The sequence below is a fragment of the Desulfovibrio cuneatus DSM 11391 genome (assembly GCF_000430005.1).
In the GTDB taxonomy this organism is placed as follows: Bacteria; Desulfobacterota; Desulfovibrionia; order Desulfovibrionales; family Desulfovibrionaceae; genus Frigididesulfovibrio; species Frigididesulfovibrio cuneatus.
The window spans coordinates 19,546-37,811 of the sequence record NZ_AUCY01000019.1 but is presented as its reverse complement, the minus strand read 5'-3'; the positions used below and the strand labels follow the sequence as shown (position 1 = coordinate 37,811).

Sequence of the window (18,266 nt, the reverse complement as noted above, 5' to 3'; positions counted from 1 at the left end):
CTGCTGGCACCGTGCCCAGTGCAACATGCTATGCTTGCTTTGCACGGGGGGTGGGCTTTACCACCACACCGGAACGAATGCAACGGGTGCACAGGGTAAGTGTGCACACACCGCCGTCTGGCTTCTGGTGACGTACAGTTTGCAGGTTAGGGTTAAAAAGACGCTTTGTTTTAATGTTAGAATGGCTCACGCTGTGGCCAACCTGGGGCATTTTGCCGCAGTTGTCGCACTTGCGATTGCAGGTTTTCGTATCAAGATTGCTCTTCATCTTCATAAATTCCTCCAAGACATATAAGAACGTGTGCAGTCTGTTCCGGCGCATCCCAGGCAAAAGCACACGCTGGTGAACACCGTCTGAGAGGTCAAACAATTGCGTCCAACCCCGAATGAAGCAAGAGGTTCTTTTATAGGTAAGGCAAAAAAAAAGCAACCTTTTTTTCACTGGCTGTGTTGAATAATACCATCAGTACATGTGGCGTGCAACAACTGCCGCCAGTAAACTGCGTAAAAGAGTGACAATAACACGTGGTGGGAACAATATTACCTGTGGTTTTACAGGCAATATCAACTAAATACTAGCGTTTTTTCAAACCAAGTGGCATGAAGAATACAACAAAAAAGTAGAACTTCCTAAAAAGAAGCGCTACAGTCCATTGACAAACACAGGCATTCGCATGTAGTAGTGCAGTTCTTTGAGGACACTATGATGGAAACGTGGATACCACTTGCCAGCATTCCTGCTGATGGCGCTTCTTATACCATTGATTCGCCTGAATTCTGGAATGCCTGCTTTGCCGAATTTAACCTGCCCTGCAAGGTGCTTTCTCCTATTGCAGCCACTATTACGGTGCTGCCCCAGGAAGATGGCTTGTTGCTTATGGGCTCGCTTGCGGGCAAAGTTACCCTTCCGTGCAACCGTTGCACGGAACCTTCTGAATACACCATTGCCACAACTTTTGAAACGTTCGAAGGGTTCCCTCCCGACACATTCTTCCTTCCCGCCAAAGGGGAAGAAGATGAAGAGGTGCAGGACCCCTTTGATGAAACACTTATTCGGCAGGCCGCGCACGGGCGCGGCATTGAAGTGAACCCTTCTGCCCTTGCCTGGCAGGAGTTTTCCCTTGCATTGCCGGTGAAACCTTTGTGCAGCGAAGGGTGCCATGGCTTATGCCCCACCTGTGGCTGTAACAAAAACCATGAAGCGTGTAACTGCGCAGGCCCGGAAGGCGACCCCCGCCTTGCTTCCCTGCGTGGTTTGGTCATTAAAAAATAGCCCTTTTCCCCAAATAATGGGGAAGGAAAGAGCAAGGAGAAACCCATGGCTGTTCAACAGAATAAAAAATCCAAGTCCAAAAAAGGTATGCGCCGCGCCCACCACAACGTAGCCATTCCCGCTGTTATCATTTGCTCTTGCGGTAACCCCACCGTGCCACACTGCGTGTGCCCTTCTTGCGGTAACTACAAAGGCCGCAACTACGTAGAACAGGCTTAGTACCCCGCATGACAACCCCGTCTCCCATTATTGCCGTTGATGTCATGGGGGGCGACTTTGGCCCTTCCGTGGTTATTCCCGGGGCACTCCAGGCCGCCCGTGAAGACGGGTTTCGACTTATTTTAGTTGGGCAGGAAGACAAAGTTACTGAAGAACTGGCAAAGCACAACACGAATGGCATTGACTTTCGTGTTGTGCATGCCTCTGAAGTGGCCTTATCCGGAGAAAAACCATCTGATATATTGCGACGCAAGAAAGACGCCTCCATTCAGGTGGCGTGTCGTCTTGTGGCCTCTGGCGAGGCAGACGGCATTGTCAGCCCTGGGCATTCCGGTGCCAGCGTTGCCTGTGGCATGTTCATTATTGGCCGCATTCCCGGTGTTGAACGGCCTGCCCTGGCAACCATTATGCCCACCGAAAAAACACCCACTATTATTGCGGATGTTGGGGCAAACGTAGACTGCAAGCCACACCACCTTTTCCAGTTTGGTCTTATGGCCGATGCCTATGCCCAGGCCGTGCTTGAAACCCCTTCGCCGCGCATTGGTATTCTTTCCATTGGGGAAGAAGAAGGCAAGGGGAATACGCTGGTAAAAGAAGCCTACGAAATGTTCAAAATGGCCAAATGCGTTAACTTTATGGGCAATGTGGAAGGCCGCGACCTGTTTACAGGTGAAGTGGACATTGTGGTATGCGACGGTTTTGTAGGCAACGTAGCCCTGAAACTTTCCGAAGGGCTGGCTGGCTCCCTGGGCCGCATACTCAAGCGGGAATTGCTGCACAGCACATTGGCAGCCAAGCTTGGTACCCTTCTGGCAAAAGGGGCCTTCAAGCGCGTGGCCACGTTTGTAGATTATGCTGAATACGGCGGTGCCGCCCTGCTCGGTTTAAAGGGTATATTCATTGTTGGCCACGGCAAATCCAGTGAACGTGCCGTTCGTAGCGCTGTCAAAATGGGGGCGTTGCTGGTGCGCAAAAAAACCAACGACCGCCTGATTGCCAATATTTCAGCCAATGAGGAACTCACACTTTTTGGCAAAGCCACCAAGTAGCGAACTGCAAAGAGGACCATGACCACACTTCCCTATGTAAGCGGCTTTAGCGCCCACACGCCTGCAAATGTGCTTACCAACAAAGACCTGGAAGCATTTGTAGACACCAATGATGAATGGATTCGCACCCGAACCGGCATTCACGAGCGCCGCAAAGCACCGGATGGCGTCGCCAACGCAGACCTGGCAGCAGAAGCAGCCAGAGGAGCGCTGGCTCTTTCCGGATGCCCAGCTGAAAGCATTACACATATTGTGGTTGTTACCTGCTCACCCGATGTTTTGTGCCCTTCCACCGCCTGCCAAGTGGCTGGTCGCCTTGGCTTACGTGCCAGGGTTGCCATTGACGTAAACGCCGCCTGCACGGGGTTTGTTTCCGGCCTGGACGTGGCACGAGGTTTTCTTGCCACCCAGAAAAAGGCCCGCGTACTGCTTATTGCCAGCGAAACGCTCAGCCGCTTTTGCGACTGGGCAGACCGCACCACCTGCGTCCTGTTTGGTGACGGGGCGGGAGCTGTTATTTTAAGCAACGAAGCCATTCAACCCGGTGGCCTGCATGCACGCCTGCACGACGTGCGCCACGCAGCGGACGGTTCCGGCGGCGACCTTTTGCACTTTGGGGGGCGCTACACAAACCCTGGCAGCATTACCCCTTCGGATGTGTTCGGCAAAGAATATTTCATTCAGATGAACGGCCGTGAAGTGTTTAAACATGCCGTGCGCAGCATGACAGAAGCTTGCCAGGAAGTTCTGCACGACAACAACCTGACCATTGCCGACATTGACCTTTTTGTGCCCCATCAGGCCAACCTGCGCATTATTGAAGCTGTTGGCAGCCGCCTTAACGTTAAGCCCGAACAACTCTTCATCAACCTGCAAAAATATGGCAACACCTCTGCCGCCTCCATTCCCATTGCGCTGGCTGAAGCGCGGGAAGAAGGCCGCTTGAAGCCGGGGGCCAAGGTCCTGCTTACCAGTTTTGGTGGTGGTTTCACTTGGGGTGCTGCGCTACTCATTTTTGATGAATAGGCATCGATACTGTACAGCTCAAAACTAGGGAGCATTGGGCAATTTTGCTTGCATAATTGCCCAGAGAAGCGTGTCATTTGCTTTCAACATCATTTTTTTGCGTCTTTTTTTTGGTGAAATGCTTACCCGCGAACAAAAAAGTCGGTCACCATTGCTGAAAATGCATGATTGATGCCGCCTCTTTTTTGGGCTACACTTCATTGGCAAGCCACGGCTTAGCCATAAGGATATGACCATGAGCACCCTTGTTCCCACCGCTGTTGTCACTGGCGGTTCGCGCGGCATTGGCCGCAGCATTGCAGAAACTCTTGGCAAAGCCGGGTTTCAGGTATTTCTCACCTATGTTTCCAAACCACAGGAAGCAGAGGCTGTTGCAGCTTCCATTGTTGCTGCCGGGGGCAAAGCCAAGGCTTTTGCCCTGCAGGTGGGCGACTCTGCCGCAGTAAGTGCCTTCTTTCAGGACCACATCAAAGACCAAGTGCAGCTTTCTGTGCTGGTAAACAACGCAGGCATTACCAAAGACGGCTTTCTCATTCGCATGAAAGACGAAGATTATGCTGCGGTTATTGACATTAACCTGAAAGGGGCTTTTTATTGCCTGCGGGAAGCTGCCAAAATTATGAGCAAACAACGCACTGGCAGCATTGTAAACATTACTTCCGTTGTGGGGCAAATGGGCAACGCTGGGCAGGCCAACTATTGTTCTGCCAAGGCCGGGCTTATTGGCCTTACCAAGTCGGCTGCCAAAGAACTGGCATCACGCAACGTTACGGTAAACGCCGTGGCACCAGGGTTCATTGAAACTGACATGACCACCGCCCTGCCCGAAGCTGTGCGTGAAGAATATTTGAGCCATATTCCGCTGAAGCGCTTTGGCGCTTGCAAAGACATTGCCAATGCCGTGGCCTTTCTGGCTTCAGAAAATGCCACCTACATCACCGGGCAGGTGCTGGCAGTTAACGGCGGCATGTACTGCTAGGGAAACGCTGATTTATTCAGCAGTTGAAAAAACAAATTTGGCACAGGCTTCAAGCCTGTGTTGCGGGGGGGTCTTTCCCTTTCCCGGTATGCCTTGGTATGGGAAATGCACCGCCCACCACACCCCAATTGCGGCGGTATGTGCAAAAGACGTAGCCACAAAACTACGTTTAAAACATAAACCACTAACTTTGTTTGAATTACTACATTCGGAGGACACATGTCTGTTGAAGCTCGCGTAAAAAAAATTATTATGGACCAACTGGGCGTTTCTGAAGATGCTGTGAAAAGCGATGCTTCTTTCGTAGAAGACCTTGGCGCAGACTCCCTTGACCTGACAGAACTTATCATGGCCATGGAAGAAGAGTTCGGCGTTGAAATCGAAGACGAACAAGCTCAGAAAATTCTTAAAGTATGCGACGCTGTGAACTTCATTGAGAGCAGCGCGAAGTAACACCCCTTTGGTGCGTGCTTTATAAGACTTTTGCCTGGGGAAGTACTGATTACTTCTTGTTAATCAGCTCCACCCCAGAACATGCGAATGTCCGCTTGTTCGGGAAAAGCACAGAATCCAACCATTTTACGGGGAAGCAAATTCTCCTTATTTGTGGATTCTGGTCTTTATACTGTATTAAAAGACACGGCAAACACATAACCAGTGTTTTGCCAGTAACCACTATGCAACAACCGCAGCCCAAGTGGCTTGCATAGCGGCTTTTTTAACCATCACCAGGTTTTTGGGATGTGTTCGCGTCCAGTTTGTGGCGGCCCTGCCGCCACAAACGACGATGTGTGCCAGGGCATGTTCCCCCACGCCACTCTCATTGCCGAGGAATAGTTTATGACCAGAAAGCGTGTCGTCATCACCGGCCTTTCCGCTATCTCCCCTTTGGGCAATAACGTGGCCGACTCCTGGAACAACCTGCTTGCGGGCAAATCAGGCATCGGCCCCATTACCCACTTTGATGCGTCGGCTTTTGATTCACGCATTGCCGGTGAAGTAAAAAATTTCGTGCCTGAAGAATTTGACATTCCACCAAAGCAAGCCCGACGTATGGACAGGTTCGTGCAATTTGCGGTGGCGGGTGCCCATGCCCTGCTACCCCATGCAGGCTTTACCATTACGGAAGAAAATGCTGAAAGCGTGGCTGTTCTGCTTGGTGTTGGTCTTGGCGGCCTGAAAACCATTGAAGACTTCCACAGCAAACTGGTGGAAGCGGGTCCAGGCAAAATTTCCCCCTTCATGATTCCCATGCTCATTTCCAACATGGCACCGGGCCAGGTTTCCATTATGGAAGGCTGCAAAGGCCCAAACCTTGTGGTAACCAGCGCCTGCGCTTCAGCCCTGCATGCCATTGGCTATGCCTTCTCGGAAATATTGCTGGGCCGCATTGAGCGCGCCATTACTGGCGGTGTGGAAGCCACCATTACCCCCATGGGTGTTTCCGGCTTCACCGCCCTGCGTGCCTTGAGCACCAGCAATGACAACCCTGAAACAGCTTCCCGCCCATTTGACAAAGACCGTAATGGTTTTGTTATGGGTGAAGGTGCTGGTATGCTGTTCATTGAATCGCTGGAATCTGCCAAGCAACGCGGTGCTACCATTTATGCTGAACTTGTGGGCTTTGGTGCTTCTGGAGACGCCTACCACATGACAGCCCCCAAAGAAGACGGAGCAGGCATGGCAGCCGCCATGCGCCGCGCCATTCAGGATGCTGGCCTGAAACCTGAAGATATTGACCACATCAACGCCCATGGCACGTCCACCTCACTCAACGACCTGTGCGAAACACGCGCCATTAAAACCGTGTTCGGTGAGCGGGCCTACAAAATTCCCATTACGGCCAACAAGTCGCAAATGGGCCACCTGCTGGGCGCTGCTGGCGGCATTGAGAGCGTTATTTCCGCACTCACCCTGCACCATGGCATTATTCCTGGCACAGCCAACTACACCACCCCAGACCCGGAATGCGATCTGGATTACGTGGCGGAAGGCCCCAGAAAGCAGCAAGTGCAGCACATTCTGTGCAACTCTTTCGGCTTTGGTGGCACCAACTGCTGCCTGGTGTTCAAACGGTGGGCTGAATAACCCGGCGTACCCAGCGCAATAGAATATGAGCATACTTCGCCTTGAACTGCCCCACTACTCCCCTACCGGGGCGGTGCGGTTCAAGGCATGTGCTATTATTAGCCCATTATATTATTTTTTATGGGGGACGCTGTCCCCCAGCCCCCTGCAAGGGGAATGATTCCCCTTGACCCCCTATTTCGTTTCCTTTCCCACAAGAGGGGAACAGAAACGAAAATGTGGGTTCCAAGGACATCATGCCCTTGGCGAAGGGGTATGGTGAGGCAGAGCCTCACCATATAAAAACACCCCCTGAGCTTTTTGCACCATAAGCCGAGCATAGCCCGCAGCCATAAGGATTCCGCCATGAACGAACTCTTGATGTGTGACCCAGCCATAGGCAAAGCCATTTACCTTGAATCCCTTCGCCAGCTTGGCAAGCTGGAAATGATTGCTTCCGAAAACTTTGTTTCTGCTGCTGTGCGTGAAGCACAAGGCAGCATCATGACAAACAAGTACGCTGAGGGCTATCCTGGCAAGCGCTATTACGGCGGCTGTGAATACGTGGACATTGCGGAAAACCTGGCCATTGACCGGGCTAAAGAACTGTTTGGTGCTGAGTATGTCAACGTGCAGCCCCACTCCGGCAGTCAGGCCAACATGGGTGCCTACCTTGGCATTATTCCCCTTGGTGCCACGGTGCTGGGCATGGACCTTTCCCACGGTGGGCACCTTACCCACGGCAGCCCGGTGAACTTTTCCGGCAAGTTGTACACGTTTATCAGCTACGGTGTGAACCGTGAAACTGGCATGATAGACTACAATGAAGTGGAACGCCTGGCCAAAGAACACCGCCCGGCCCTCATTGTAGCTGGTGCCAGCGCTTATTCACGCACCCTGGATTTTGCCCGCTTCCGTGCCATTGCCGACTCCATTGACGCAAAGCTCATGGTGGACATGGCTCACATTGCAGGCCTTGTGGCTGCGGGGCAACACCCCACCCCCATTGGGCATGCCCACATTACCACCACCACCACCCACAAAACCTTGCGTGGCCCGCGCGGTGGCATGATTCTTTCCACAGAAGAATACGGAAAAACCTTGAATAGCCAAATTTTCCCAGGCATACAAGGTGGCCCGCTTATGCATGTTATTGCCGCAAAAGCCGTGGCCTTTGGGGAAGCCTTAAAGCCTTCTTTCAAGAAGTACCAGCAGCAAGTGGTGGAAAACGCCAAGGTGCTGGCAAAAGAACTCACTGATGCTGGCTTTACTCTTGTTTCTGGAGGTACAGACAACCACCTGATGCTGGTGGACCTGACCAACAAAAACATTACGGGGAAAGAAACAGAACACGCCCTGGACCTTGCTGGCATTACCTCCAACAAAAATACGGTGCCTTTTGAAACCCGTTCTCCATTTGTTACTTCTGGCATTCGCCTTGGCACACCGGCCCTGACTACTCGCGGCATGGGCGCAGCTGAAATGTGCCAGGTTGCTGCGTTTATCGTGGAAGCAGTGAATGCCATTGGCAATGAAACAAAGTTGGGAGAAATTCAAAAAAGAGTGGAAGCCTTTGCCATGAGCTTCCCCCACTTTGCCTGGTAAATGCATCCGACCAAGAACTAACACTCCCCAAACATTCATGGGAACACTACGCCTGTAGGGATGTTTGCAGCAGTTAACCCAAGCGCCGGGGCCTTCATCTGGATATTTTCCAGGTGCTGCCCCGGCGCTGGCATCTTTTTAAAAAAAGCGCTATAGTCCACCGGGTTGTGGAACAACACTTCCTCAACCGCGGCTGCGGCATCATCCCCGCTGCGGCCCTGATAAATTTTGTAAAAGCAATACGGAGCAACAAGGACAGCATCATGCAGCACACAGGCCCTGTTTATGACTCGTTCATGCGGCACGCCATGGATTTGGCGCGGCGCGCAACGCGGCAAACAGCCCCAAACCCCTGCGTAGGGGCCGTTCTGGTTCACAATGGGTGCGTGGTGGCCGAAGGCTGGCACAAAGGCCCTGGGCAACCACATGCGGAAGTAGAGTGCCTGAACGATGCCCTGGCCAAAGGGGTTACCCCTTCCCAATGCACCCTTGTTGTGACGCTTGAGCCGTGTAACCACTATGGCAAAACGCCCCCCTGCACCCAGGCTATTCTGGCAGCGGGCATTCAAACGGTGGTTATTGGTGCCATGGACCCCACCAATGCGGGTGGCGGGGCTGTTTTTTTACAGCAACAAGGGGTTACGGTACTTCGTTCCGAACTGGAACAGGAATGCCACGACCTGATTGACGATTTTCTCACCTGGAACACCACCGCCCTGCCCTACCTTACCATCAAGCTGGCAAGCACCATAGATGGCCGCATTGCCACCCGCACCGGGCATTCCAAGTGGATTACTTCCGACGAAACACGCCACGAAGTACATGCCCTGCGCAACGGCATGAACGCACTTATTGTGGGGGGCAACACGTTTTATCAGGACGACCCAAAACTCACGTGCCGGCAGGAAGCCTTTTTGCAGGAAAACAAAGAGCAGCCCCTTGCCATTGTGGTTACTTCCCGCCTGCCAGGGGTTGAAGGAAACCACTACCTGCTGCGTGAACGCCCTACCTCCACGCTGTTCTGGACCACTGTAGCGGCAGCGGCAAGCCCAAAGGCAGAAGCCCTGCGCAAAATTGGTGTGCGCGTGCTGGGGTTGCCTTCCAAAGCCCGCCCCAACGAGCGTGGCTACGGCATGCGGGCAGAGCTTTCCCTTTCCGAAGGGCTGGAATATTTACGCAAGGAACTTGGCTGCTACTATGTGCTGTGCGAAGGCGGCGGCAAGCTTGCCCTTTCCATGCTGGACGCAGGCCTTGCCAGAGAGCTGCACCTGCACCTTGCCCCCAAAATTTTGGGAGACAACGACGCCACGGCACTTTTCGATGGCAGGGCACCCATACTCATGGACGAAGCCTTGCAGCTTCGCATCACCAACTCGCGCCTTGGCCCCACAGACATCATGCTCACCATGCGCCCTGCAGCGCCTGCCCCAAGCAAAGCAAAAGCCGAGGGCAAATAACCCATGTTTACTGGTCTTGTTCTTGGCATTGGGGAAGTGGTTCGCATACAGCCCCAGGGTGAAGAAGCCCGCCTCACAGTGCGCCCGCGCCTGGCTGTTACAGACTGGGTAAAGGGAGAAAGCGTGGCTGTGAACGGTGTTTGCCTTTCGGTGGAAACATTTGACAGCAACACCTTCAGTGCCTACGCTTCCCAGGAAACTATGCGCCTGACAAATTTAAAAGCCCTTGCCCCTGGCGGGCAGGTGAACCTTGAGCGCGCCCTGCGCCTGGCAGACAGGTTGGGGGGCCACCTGGTAAGTGGTCACGTGGACGCCCAGGCTATTCTGGAAGCTATTACCCCCTGTGGTTCATCCAAGGTACTTCGCTTTCGCTTTCCGGCCCACCTGGCAGGCCAGGTTATTGCCAAAGGCTCTGTGGCTCTGGATGGCATCAGCCTGACAGTGAACACCTGCGGCTCCGACTTTTTTGAGGTCAACGTTATTCCTGAAACTCTGGGCAGCACCACTGCCGGGCAATGGCAAAAAGGCCAACAGGTTAACTTTGAAACCGATGTTATTGGAAAATATGTAGAGCGCATGCTGCATGTGCAGGGTACACGTGTGCAAGACACCCCCAAAAGCAACATGACTCTGGATTTTTTACGTGAGCATGGCTTTGCCTGATGCAGGCAGATTACGCAAAAAAATGCCCTGCGCTGCTGGCCCAACACATGCGCCACGGGTACAGCATGAAAGCTGCCATGGCTTTTCACCCGCATCGCCATATTTGTAATAGTACCGCACGGCAACGCCTGTTAACCCTCAGGAACAGCCCAGCCTTGCTTCCCCGCCACGGCGAACTCTAAGGAACTTTCATGCCAATATGCACCGCTGAACAAGCAATTGAGGAAATACGCCAGGGGAAAATGATTATCCTGGTGGATGATGAAGACCGGGAAAATGAAGGTGACATAACCATTGCCGCCCAGTTTGTTACCCCTGAAGTCATCAACTTTATGGCCACCCACGCCCGCGGCCTTATTTGCCTGCCCATGGCCCCTGAAATGGTGGAAGCTCTACGCTTACCCCTTATGACCAACCTCAATGAATCGGGCTTTGGCACCAACTTTACTGTTTCTATTGAAGCCCGTCATGGCGTGACCACAGGTATTTCCGCTCAGGACAGGGCCTGCACCATTCTTGCCGCAGTGGCCGACGGTGCCACCCCCAATGATATTGTTATTCCGGGCCACATTTTCCCCTTACGGGCCCAGGCTGGCGGGGTACTTGTGCGGGCCGGGCAAACTGAAGGCGGGGTTGACCTTGCCAGCCTGGCGGGCTTGAAGCCCGCTGCCGTTATTTGCGAAATCCTCAATGATGACGGGACAATGGCCCGCATGCCCGACCTGATGGTTTTTGCCAAAAAGCACCACCTGAAAATTGCCACCATCAAAGACCTTATTCGTTACCGTATGCAGTCTGGCCTGCTTTCCGTGCGGCGCATGGCAGAAGCAGAACTGCCCACCCGCTGGGGCAATTTTACCATTGTTGCCTATGAAAACGACCTGGACAACGCCACCCACCTGGCCCTGGTAAAAGGAAAGCCCTCCCAGGACACCACCCCCACCCTGGTGCGCGTCCATAGCGAATGCCTTACAGGCGACGTGCTGGGTTCCTTGCGCTGCGATTGTGGCGGGCAACTTGCCGCTGCCATGACCCGCATTGAGCAGGAAGGTTCCGGCGTGGTGCTGTATATGCGCCAGGAAGGACGCGGTATTGGCCTTGTGAACAAGTTGAAGGCCTATGCCCTGCAAGACAGCGGCCTTGACACAGTGGAAGCAAACCAGAAGCTTGGCTTTAAGGCCGACTTGCGCGATTACGGCATTGGCGCCCAAATTCTCATTGACCTTGGCATACGCAAAATGCGCCTTATGACCAACAACCCCAAAAAAATTGTGGGGCTTGAAGGCTATGGCCTGGAAGTGACAGAACGAGTGCCACTGGAACTGGACGCCTGCGAATTTAACAAGAATTATTTGCAAACAAAGAAAGATAAATTGGGCCACATGCTTGACCTCAAGGCCGAGGGCAGCGCGTGCCAATGCCACGCAGTGAAAGGCAAGTAACCCCAACATAGTAACATTACGAGGAAACCATGCTGCATATCAAAACAATAGAAGGCCAATTGGACGCCAAAGGGCTTTCCTTCACCATTATTGCTGCACGCTTTAATGATATTATTGTGGACAGGCTTGTGGGCGGCGCAGTGGACTACCTGACCCGCCACGGTGCAGACCGCGCCAATATTACCATTATCCGCATTCCTGGTGCCTTTGAACTGCCCGTGGTATGTAGCAAAGTGGCCAAAAAAGGCGGCATCCACGGTATTGTGGCCCTTGGCGCCGTTATTCGTGGGGCTACCCCCCACTTCGACTTTGTGGCCAATGAGGCCACCAAAGGCCTTGCCCAAGTTGCCATGGAAAGTGGCATTCCTGTGGGCTTTGGCCTGCTCACAACAGACACCCTGGAACAAGCCATTGAACGGGCAGGGAGCAAGGCTGGCAACAAAGGTGCGGAAGCTGCCGCCGCCCTGCTTGAAACCGTACGCGTACTTGAGCAGATTTAATGAATACAGCAAAAAAAGCTCCCCGCAGACAAGAGCGGGTGTTGGCCTTTAAGGTTCTCTATAGCCTTTGTTTTACCCCTGTGACTTCCATTGAAGACCTGCGTGAAACCTTTGAAGGCTCGCCAGACAAGGTAGATTCACTCGACGGCAACCCCATTTCCTTTGCCTGGGAACTGGTGCGCGGCGTATGGATTGAACAAAGCACAGTGGATGAAGCCATTACTGGTTTTTCCCAAAACTGGCGCATAGAGCGCATGGCAAAAGTGGAACTGACCCTGCTGCGCCTTGCCTTATTTGAACTTATGTTCCGGCCCGATATTCCCGCCCGTGCGGTGGTGAATGAAGCCATTGAACTTTCAAAACAGTTTGGCGACGACAAGTCGCGCGGCTTTGTTAATGGCATTCTTGATGCCGCCCTCAAAGCCATAGATTCCGGAGAGCTGGTGCGCACCACTGAAACAGCCAAAACCAAAGCCAGCATATAACAAGGCTCACGTTAAAAGGCTGTTACCTTAAGAGTAACGGTATATTTTCCTGTTAATGGTCTAAGGAATTGACCCTCATTGGGTGCACGCAGCCCTGTGGGGGCAGTCCTTTCCATTTTTTCGCAACCTTTTTTACAGAGCAGCCCAATGCAGTACACCCCGCAAGAAATTGAACGCCGCTGGCAAAAAAAATGGGAAGAAAACAAGGCGTTTTCCTGTTCCCACACGTCTGAAAAACCCAAATATTTCTGCCTGGAAATGTTCCCCTACCCCTCCGGAAACATCCACATGGGGCACGTTCGCAACTACTCCATTGCCGACGTGGTGGCCCACTTCAAGCGCATGCACGGGTTTAACGTACTGCACCCCATTGGGTGGGACGCCTTTGGCCTGCCAGCAGAAAATGCTGCCATCAAAAACGGCATTCACCCCGCAAAATGGACCTATGCCAACATAGACAACATGCGTGCCCAGCTAAAGCGCCTTGGCTTTTCCTACGACTGGGACCGCGAAATTGCCACCTGCCACCCGGATTATTACAAGTGGGAACAGCTTTTCTTCCTGAAATTTTTGGAAAAAGACCTGGTGTACCGCAAAAAGGCCCTGCAAAACTGGTGCCCCCACTGTAACACGGTGCTCGCCAATGAACAGGTGGTAGATGGGCTGTGCTGGCGATGTGACGCTGCGGTGGAACAAAAAGAACTGACCCAATGGTTTGTGCGCATTACCGCCTATGCCGATGCCCTGCTGCAAGACCTGGAGCAATTGGAAACAGGCTGGCCAGAGCGCGTTATTACCATGCAGCGCAACTGGATTGGTAAATCTATTGGAGCTGAAATCCGCTTTGCGGTTGAAGGCAGCCAAGAAGCCATTACGGTGTTCACCACCCGCCAGGATACAGTGTTCGGTGCTACCTTCATGAGCATTGCCGCAACCCACCCCATGGTGGCTTCCCTGGTGCAAGGCACTGGTAAAGAAGCCGAGGTGGAAGCCTTTGCCCAAAAAACTGCCTCCCTGAGCCGGGCCGATTTTGAAGCCGATGCCTTTGAAAAGGAAGGGGCGTTCACCGGGCGCTACTGCATTAACCCCTTCAGTGGGGAAAAAATGCCTATTTATGTGGCAAACTTTGTGCTGGCAGAATACGGTACAGGCGCGGTTATGGGAGTGCCAGCCCACGACCAGCGCGACTTTGACTTTGCCCGCAAATACAACCTGCCCGTGCGCGTGGTCATTCAGCCGGAAGGCCCCCCCCTTGACCCCGCCACCATGACTGAGGCCTACCCCGACCCTGGCACCATGGTAAACTCCGGTGAATACAACGGCCTTGCCAATGAAGAAGGCAAGCTGCGCATTGCCAACTCCCTGGAAGCCACAGGCAATGGCAAGCACACCGTGAACTGGCGCCTGCGCGACTGGAACATTTCCCGCCAGCGCTACTGGGGTGCCCCCATCCCTATTATGTACTGCGACACATGCGGTATTGTGCCGGAAAAGGAAGAAAACCTCCCCGTGCGCCTGCCCCTGGACGTGGTTACCAACGCAGACGGGCGCTCTCCCCTGCCGCAAACTCCTGCTTTTTATGAATGCACCTGCCATAAGTGCGGTGGCAAGGCCCACCGGGAAACAGATACCATGGACACGTTTGTGGAATCTTCCTGGTATTTTGCCCGCTATACGGACGCCCGTAATGAAGCGGCCCCTTTCACCCCGGAAGCCCTGGCCTACTGGCTGCCTGTAGACCAGTACATTGGCGGGGTGGAACACGCTATTTTGCACCTGTTGTATGCCCGCTTCTTCACAAAGGCGCTTCGCGACTGCGGCTACCTGCCTGTGGATGAACCCTTTGCCAACCTGCTTACCCAGGGCATGGTCCTTATGGGCGGGGCAAAAATGTCCAAGTCCAAGGGCAACACAGTAGACCCCACTGAAATGATTGCCAAATACGGGGCAGACACAGTACGCCTGTTCTGCCTTTTTGCCGCCCCCCCAGAACGCGACTTCGACTGGACAGATTCCGGCATTGAAGGAGCCAACCGGTTTGTGAACCGCGTGTGGCGGCTTGCTGCGGAATTAATAGGCCAAACACCCTTTATGGCCCCCTGTTCTGCCGGGTTTACCGGGGAACTTGGCCCCAAAGCACGTGAACTGCGCCACAAGGAACACAGCACGGTAAAAAAAGTGGGCGAAGACATTCGCCAACGCTTCCAGTTCAACACCGCCATTGCCGCCATTATGGAACTGGTAAACATGATGTACCAAGTAAAAGACGAACTGCTTCTGGAAGATTCCGGCAAGGCAGCGCTTGGCTCTGCCCTGGCTACAGTCCTTCACCTGCTGTTCCCCATTGCCCCCCACCTGTGTGAAGAACTGCACGAAAAAATGGGAGGCCAAGGAAGCCTGGCAGCTGGCACCTGGCCCCAATACAAAGAAGAAGCCCTGGAGCAGGATACCGTGACCATTGTATTGCAGGTAAACGGCAAACTGCGCGGCAAAATTGAAGCCCCGGCAAAGCACGATGAAGCATGGGCACGCCAACAAGCCTTAGAAGACCCCAACATGAAAAAACATCTGGAAGGGGTAACCATCCGCAAGGTTATTGTGGTGCCCGGCAAGCTTATTAACATTGTTGCCAACTAGGAAACGCAGCATTTCCTCAATGCAATATAGTCAGTGACCCTGAACTCTACAGAACTGCCCTGGCATACCGCCACCCTTTGTCTTTTCTGCTTTTTTGAGGTGTGTATGAAACCCATGTTCCGCCCTGTTTTCTGCCTGTTACTCCTTGCCATCATGCTGGGCACCTCTGGTTGCGGCTACCAGCTAGCCTCAGACATGCCCACAGTAATGGGTGACAGAACCAAGACCCTCAAGGTGAAAGGGGTTGACCACCCCACCCTGTACCCCTGGCTTACCTACGCCCTGCGCAACAGCCTGCGTGACGAGGTAAACGCCCGCAATATTGCCCAGTGGGTGGACAGTGGTCATGCAGATTATGAAATCCAGATCAATGTCAAATCCTTCACCATGCGTGAATGGATGCGTAACTATGATGACGTAGGGATATTGTTTGATACAAGCCTTGTTCTGGAAGCCGTTCTGTATAAGTCCGACGGCAATAAGGAAGTATGGCGTTCTGGCCCTCTTATGTATTCAGACAGGGTGGAAAGTGCCATGGGCCAACTTGCAGCCAACCCCATTATTACCCAGGTTATGCGCAGGCTTACAGACAAACTGCAAAGTACGTTTTAGCAGCCATGCCTGAGCGCCCTCAATTTACCCTGTGTCTGTGCCCAGACACCTACCTGCTACGCCAGCGGGTAGAAATATTACTTGCTGCCCACCCCCCGGCCCAGGGGGGCGGCTGGCAGCAGGCAGTCTATTGGGGCGACGAAAACTTGCCGGCATCACTGTGGGAAGACCTTACCTTGCAAGGTCTTTTTGCCACCCCCAAAGCTATTATCATTCGTCACGCGGAAAATATTCCCGCAGCCTCCCTGCGTGAACTTTCCGCAGTTCTCATGCGTTGCGCAAACCACGTGTGGCCCATGGTGTGCCTTGAGGTAGGCTTTGAACGCGGTGCCGCCAAAGTGCCTGCACACATTCAAAAACTGCCCTGCTATGAAAAAGCCCAAAAAGCGGGCTGGCTTGACCAAACCCCAGGGTTGGATGAGCGTACCTTCCCTCACTTTATTCGGGAAGAAGGCAAGCGCCTGGGGTTGCAATTGCGGCCAGAAGAAATTGGCATACTCACCCGCCATTTACCTGCCGACGCCACCTTTGCCGGTAATGAACTGGCAAAACTGGCCCTTGCGGCAGGTTCCACCGGAACACTCCCCCCCAACTTTACCAGCCTGCTGGCCCACACCCCGGAACTTTCTATTTTTGAGGTAATACGCGCGGTGCAAACCGGAGGGAATACAGCCCCCCAGGCCTGGCGCAAAATACTGGAAGATCAACTTGGCGGGGAAACCAGTGTTTTCTCTTTTATGGCGCTGCTCCTGCGTGAAGGGCGCACCTTGTGGCAAATTCTTGCCGGAGAAAATGTGTACCTTCCTTCCAGCGTTGCCATGGCCAAAAAACAAATGGCCCAGCGCCTTGGGTATGCTGGCATTGCCAAAATGTGGGAATTGGCCCTGGCAGCAGAAAAAGGAGTTAAGTCGGGTGAGCGCAGCCCGGACCAAGCCCTGGAAATGCTCGTGGCAGAAATGTTCACTCTGTTTCAAAACCTTCCACGGTAATTCATATCTTCTCCTACTTCTTCCCAATAGACTCCCACTATCTTTTTGTTCTCTTCAAGGTATTGCTGTGAAACGAACGACAAGAAGAAATGATTGTAAAGGCAAACGACACGCAACGCGACGCAATGTTGCCAGGAAAATTGCGCCAATGTTTCCCGGCTTCTTAGCCGGACAACATTGATTTCTTCCTTGCCAGAGAGCTACAAACAGTTTAATATATATACAAAATAGTCCCTCATACAATGCGCAATGCCACACTTACGAAGGCACAAGCCCACACCCAATACTTGCTATGCACTACCACGGACACAGAGAACGCCTGCGCAAACGCCTCATGGAAACACCTGAAGCCTTGGCAGATTATGAGTTGCTGGAACTTCTCTTAGGGTATGTGCTGCTGCGGCGGGACACAAAACCCCTGGCCAAGGAACTGCTGGCCAAGTTTGGCACCATTCATGGCGTTATGACAGCAAACCATGAAGAAATTGTTCGGGTTAACGGTGCTGGCCCTGCTGTGGCTGCGTTGTGGAAACTGCTGCATGAAACAGGTGCCAGGGTGGCGGAAAGCCCCCTGCGCCAACGCCTAACTCTTTCTTCCCCTGAAGCTGTAGCCGAAATGGCCAGAAAACGCCTTGGCCCGTTGCCGCATGAAGAAATCTGGATTGCCTACCTGGACAACCAAAACAGGCTGCTGGAATGGGAAAAAGCCTCCAAAGGCACCACCAGCCTTACCATGATTTCCCCCAGAGATATCCTGGAGCGAGCCTTGCAGTTAAAAGCTTCTGCCTTTATTATGGTACACAACCACCCTGGGGGCAGCCCCAACCCTTCCGGGGCTGACATTGAACTCACCCGGCGCATTCAGCACGCCGCCCAAACCCTTCATATCCGGTTTATAGACCACGTGGTTGTAACCTCCGATTCCTGCTATAGCCTTATGAGCGACGCACTGCTGGCATAGTTTGCCGTGAATCCACAGGCCAATTTCACGCACAATTTTCAATATTATCTGGCAGTTACTAATGCAAGGCCCATGCCCGCTAAAGGTCTGCTGTATCTTTTTTTTGACAATTCTTTTTTCTGTCTTATATACTCTATGGGCTCTTGCCTTCACTGCCACACAAGTTGCTCAAAACACGTATTTGTGTTTGCAGCAGGCTACCGCCGTTAATTGCTCTCATGAAGGTGAAAAGGCTTTTGCTCATAAACACGCCATGCCAAAAGCAAAACTGTATAAGAAATTCATACAGCGAGAAAACA

18 protein-coding genes are annotated in these 18,266 nt (G+C 53.0%); 17 read left to right on the top strand and 1 reads right to left on the bottom strand.

All coding sequences use genetic code 11. From position 1 onward, the window contains the following. Positions 1-28: 28 nt before the first annotated feature. On the bottom strand, positions 29-268 hold the full coding sequence (gene rpmB / locus G497_RS16935; protein WP_034636876.1) for a 50S ribosomal protein L28: 240 nt from the start codon (positions 266-268) through the stop codon (positions 29-31). Positions 269-703: 435 nt separating this feature from the next. Here rpmB and G497_RS0105850 point away from each other — a divergent pair, with 435 nt between their 5' ends. The 17 genes from G497_RS0105850 to radC all read left to right on the top strand — a co-directional run bounded on the left by G497_RS0105850 (position 704) and on the right by radC (position 17,967). After that, positions 704-1,273 carry a YceD family protein gene (locus tag G497_RS0105850; protein WP_027187462.1) on the top strand — a complete coding sequence of 190 codons (570 nt, stop codon included), beginning with the start codon at positions 704-706 and terminating at the stop codon, positions 1,271-1,273. 45 nt (positions 1,274-1,318) lie between these two features. Then, entirely contained in the window at positions 1,319-1,492 is a 174-nt protein-coding gene (gene rpmF, locus G497_RS0105845; protein WP_027187461.1) for a 50S ribosomal protein L32, read from the top strand. Between the two features lie 8 nt (positions 1,493-1,500). After that, complete coding sequence (gene plsX, locus G497_RS0105840) at positions 1,501-2,544, top strand: phosphate acyltransferase PlsX (RefSeq protein WP_027187460.1); 1,044 nt, start codon at positions 1,501-1,503, stop codon at positions 2,542-2,544. An 18-nt stretch (positions 2,545-2,562) separates the two neighbouring features. Continuing rightward, on the top strand, positions 2,563-3,570 hold the full coding sequence (locus tag G497_RS0105835; protein WP_027187459.1) for a beta-ketoacyl-ACP synthase III: 1,008 nt from the start codon (positions 2,563-2,565) through the stop codon (positions 3,568-3,570). A gap of 235 nt (positions 3,571-3,805) precedes the next feature. Next, a complete protein-coding gene (fabG, locus tag G497_RS0105830; protein WP_027187458.1) occupies positions 3,806-4,549 on the top strand; it encodes a 3-oxoacyl-[acyl-carrier-protein] reductase in 744 nt (247 codons plus the stop codon). A gap of 219 nt (positions 4,550-4,768) precedes the next feature. Continuing rightward, a complete protein-coding gene (gene acpP / locus G497_RS0105825) occupies positions 4,769-5,002 on the top strand; it encodes an acyl carrier protein (protein ID WP_027187457.1) in 234 nt (77 codons plus the stop codon). A gap of 387 nt (positions 5,003-5,389) precedes the next feature. Next, positions 5,390-6,637: a beta-ketoacyl-ACP synthase II gene (gene fabF / locus G497_RS0105820; RefSeq protein WP_027187456.1), complete on the top strand. Its 1,248-nt coding sequence runs from the start codon at positions 5,390-5,392 to the stop codon at positions 6,635-6,637. A 345-nt stretch (positions 6,638-6,982) separates the two neighbouring features. Next, complete coding sequence (glyA, locus tag G497_RS0105810; protein ID WP_027187454.1) at positions 6,983-8,221, top strand: serine hydroxymethyltransferase; 1,239 nt, start codon at positions 6,983-6,985, stop codon at positions 8,219-8,221. A 263-nt stretch (positions 8,222-8,484) separates the two neighbouring features. Then, on the top strand, positions 8,485-9,678 hold the full coding sequence (gene ribD, locus G497_RS0105800) for a bifunctional diaminohydroxyphosphoribosylaminopyrimidine deaminase/5-amino-6-(5-phosphoribosylamino)uracil reductase RibD (RefSeq protein ID WP_027187452.1): 1,194 nt from the start codon (positions 8,485-8,487) through the stop codon (positions 9,676-9,678). Between the two features lie 3 nt (positions 9,679-9,681). Next, positions 9,682-10,341 (top strand): riboflavin synthase, encoded by a 660-nt coding sequence (locus tag G497_RS0105795; RefSeq protein WP_027187451.1) that lies wholly within the window; start codon positions 9,682-9,684, stop codon positions 10,339-10,341. A 191-nt stretch (positions 10,342-10,532) separates the two neighbouring features. Then, positions 10,533-11,783: a bifunctional 3,4-dihydroxy-2-butanone-4-phosphate synthase/GTP cyclohydrolase II gene (locus tag G497_RS16930; RefSeq protein WP_051257874.1), complete on the top strand. Its 1,251-nt coding sequence runs from the start codon at positions 10,533-10,535 to the stop codon at positions 11,781-11,783. Positions 11,784-11,812: 29 nt separating this feature from the next. Continuing rightward, positions 11,813-12,283, top strand: coding sequence for a 6,7-dimethyl-8-ribityllumazine synthase (ribH, locus tag G497_RS0105780; protein ID WP_027187449.1), 471 nt, complete (start codon positions 11,813-11,815; stop codon positions 12,281-12,283). Beyond that, a complete protein-coding gene (gene nusB / locus G497_RS0105775; protein WP_027187448.1) occupies positions 12,283-12,768 on the top strand; it encodes a transcription antitermination factor NusB in 486 nt (161 codons plus the stop codon). Before ribH ends, nusB begins: the two co-directional genes overlap by 1 nt. A gap of 147 nt (positions 12,769-12,915) precedes the next feature. Beyond that, positions 12,916-15,405, top strand: a complete 2,490-nt coding sequence (leuS, locus tag G497_RS0105770) for a leucine--tRNA ligase (protein WP_027187447.1) — start codon at positions 12,916-12,918, stop codon at positions 15,403-15,405. A 105-nt stretch (positions 15,406-15,510) separates the two neighbouring features. Further along, positions 15,511-16,017 carry an LPS assembly lipoprotein LptE gene (lptE, locus tag G497_RS16925; protein ID WP_156907951.1) on the top strand — a complete coding sequence of 169 codons (507 nt, stop codon included), beginning with the start codon at positions 15,511-15,513 and terminating at the stop codon, positions 16,015-16,017. A 5-nt stretch (positions 16,018-16,022) separates the two neighbouring features. Further along, positions 16,023-17,006, top strand: coding sequence for a DNA polymerase III subunit delta (locus tag G497_RS0105760; RefSeq protein WP_027187446.1), 984 nt, complete (start codon positions 16,023-16,025; stop codon positions 17,004-17,006). A 292-nt stretch (positions 17,007-17,298) separates the two neighbouring features. Further along, positions 17,299-17,967 carry a RadC family protein gene (gene radC, locus G497_RS0105755; RefSeq protein WP_034636868.1) on the top strand — a complete coding sequence of 223 codons (669 nt, stop codon included), beginning with the start codon at positions 17,299-17,301 and terminating at the stop codon, positions 17,965-17,967. Positions 17,968-18,266: the final 299 nt, after the last annotated feature.

Coding starts and splice junctions, on each gene's coding strand:
- fabF (WP_027187456.1), top strand. CDS start 5,390: ATGACCAGAAAGCGTGTCGTCATCACCGGCCTTTCCGCTATCTCCCCT.
- G497_RS0105835 (WP_027187459.1), top strand. CDS start 2,563: ATGACCACACTTCCCTATGTAAGCGGCTTTAGCGCCCACACGCCTGCA.
- glyA (WP_027187454.1), top strand. CDS start 6,983: ATGAACGAACTCTTGATGTGTGACCCAGCCATAGGCAAAGCCATTTAC.
- lptE (WP_156907951.1), top strand. CDS start 15,511: ATGAAACCCATGTTCCGCCCTGTTTTCTGCCTGTTACTCCTTGCCATC.
- acpP (WP_027187457.1), top strand. CDS start 4,769: ATGTCTGTTGAAGCTCGCGTAAAAAAAATTATTATGGACCAACTGGGC.
- G497_RS0105760 (WP_027187446.1), top strand. CDS start 16,023: ATGCCTGAGCGCCCTCAATTTACCCTGTGTCTGTGCCCAGACACCTAC.
- G497_RS0105795 (WP_027187451.1), top strand. CDS start 9,682: ATGTTTACTGGTCTTGTTCTTGGCATTGGGGAAGTGGTTCGCATACAG.
- leuS (WP_027187447.1), top strand. CDS start 12,916: ATGCAGTACACCCCGCAAGAAATTGAACGCCGCTGGCAAAAAAAATGG.
- nusB (WP_027187448.1), top strand. CDS start 12,283: ATGAATACAGCAAAAAAAGCTCCCCGCAGACAAGAGCGGGTGTTGGCC.
- G497_RS0105850 (WP_027187462.1), top strand. CDS start 704: ATGATGGAAACGTGGATACCACTTGCCAGCATTCCTGCTGATGGCGCT.
- rpmF (WP_027187461.1), top strand. CDS start 1,319: ATGGCTGTTCAACAGAATAAAAAATCCAAGTCCAAAAAAGGTATGCGC.
- ribD (WP_027187452.1), top strand. CDS start 8,485: ATGCAGCACACAGGCCCTGTTTATGACTCGTTCATGCGGCACGCCATG.
- radC (WP_034636868.1), top strand. CDS start 17,299: ATGCACTACCACGGACACAGAGAACGCCTGCGCAAACGCCTCATGGAA.
- G497_RS16930 (WP_051257874.1), top strand. CDS start 10,533: ATGCCAATATGCACCGCTGAACAAGCAATTGAGGAAATACGCCAGGGG.
- ribH (WP_027187449.1), top strand. CDS start 11,813: ATGCTGCATATCAAAACAATAGAAGGCCAATTGGACGCCAAAGGGCTT.
- rpmB (WP_034636876.1), bottom strand. CDS start 268: ATGAAGAGCAATCTTGATACGAAAACCTGCAATCGCAAGTGCGACAAC.
- fabG (WP_027187458.1), top strand. CDS start 3,806: ATGAGCACCCTTGTTCCCACCGCTGTTGTCACTGGCGGTTCGCGCGGC.
- plsX (WP_027187460.1), top strand. CDS start 1,501: ATGACAACCCCGTCTCCCATTATTGCCGTTGATGTCATGGGGGGCGAC.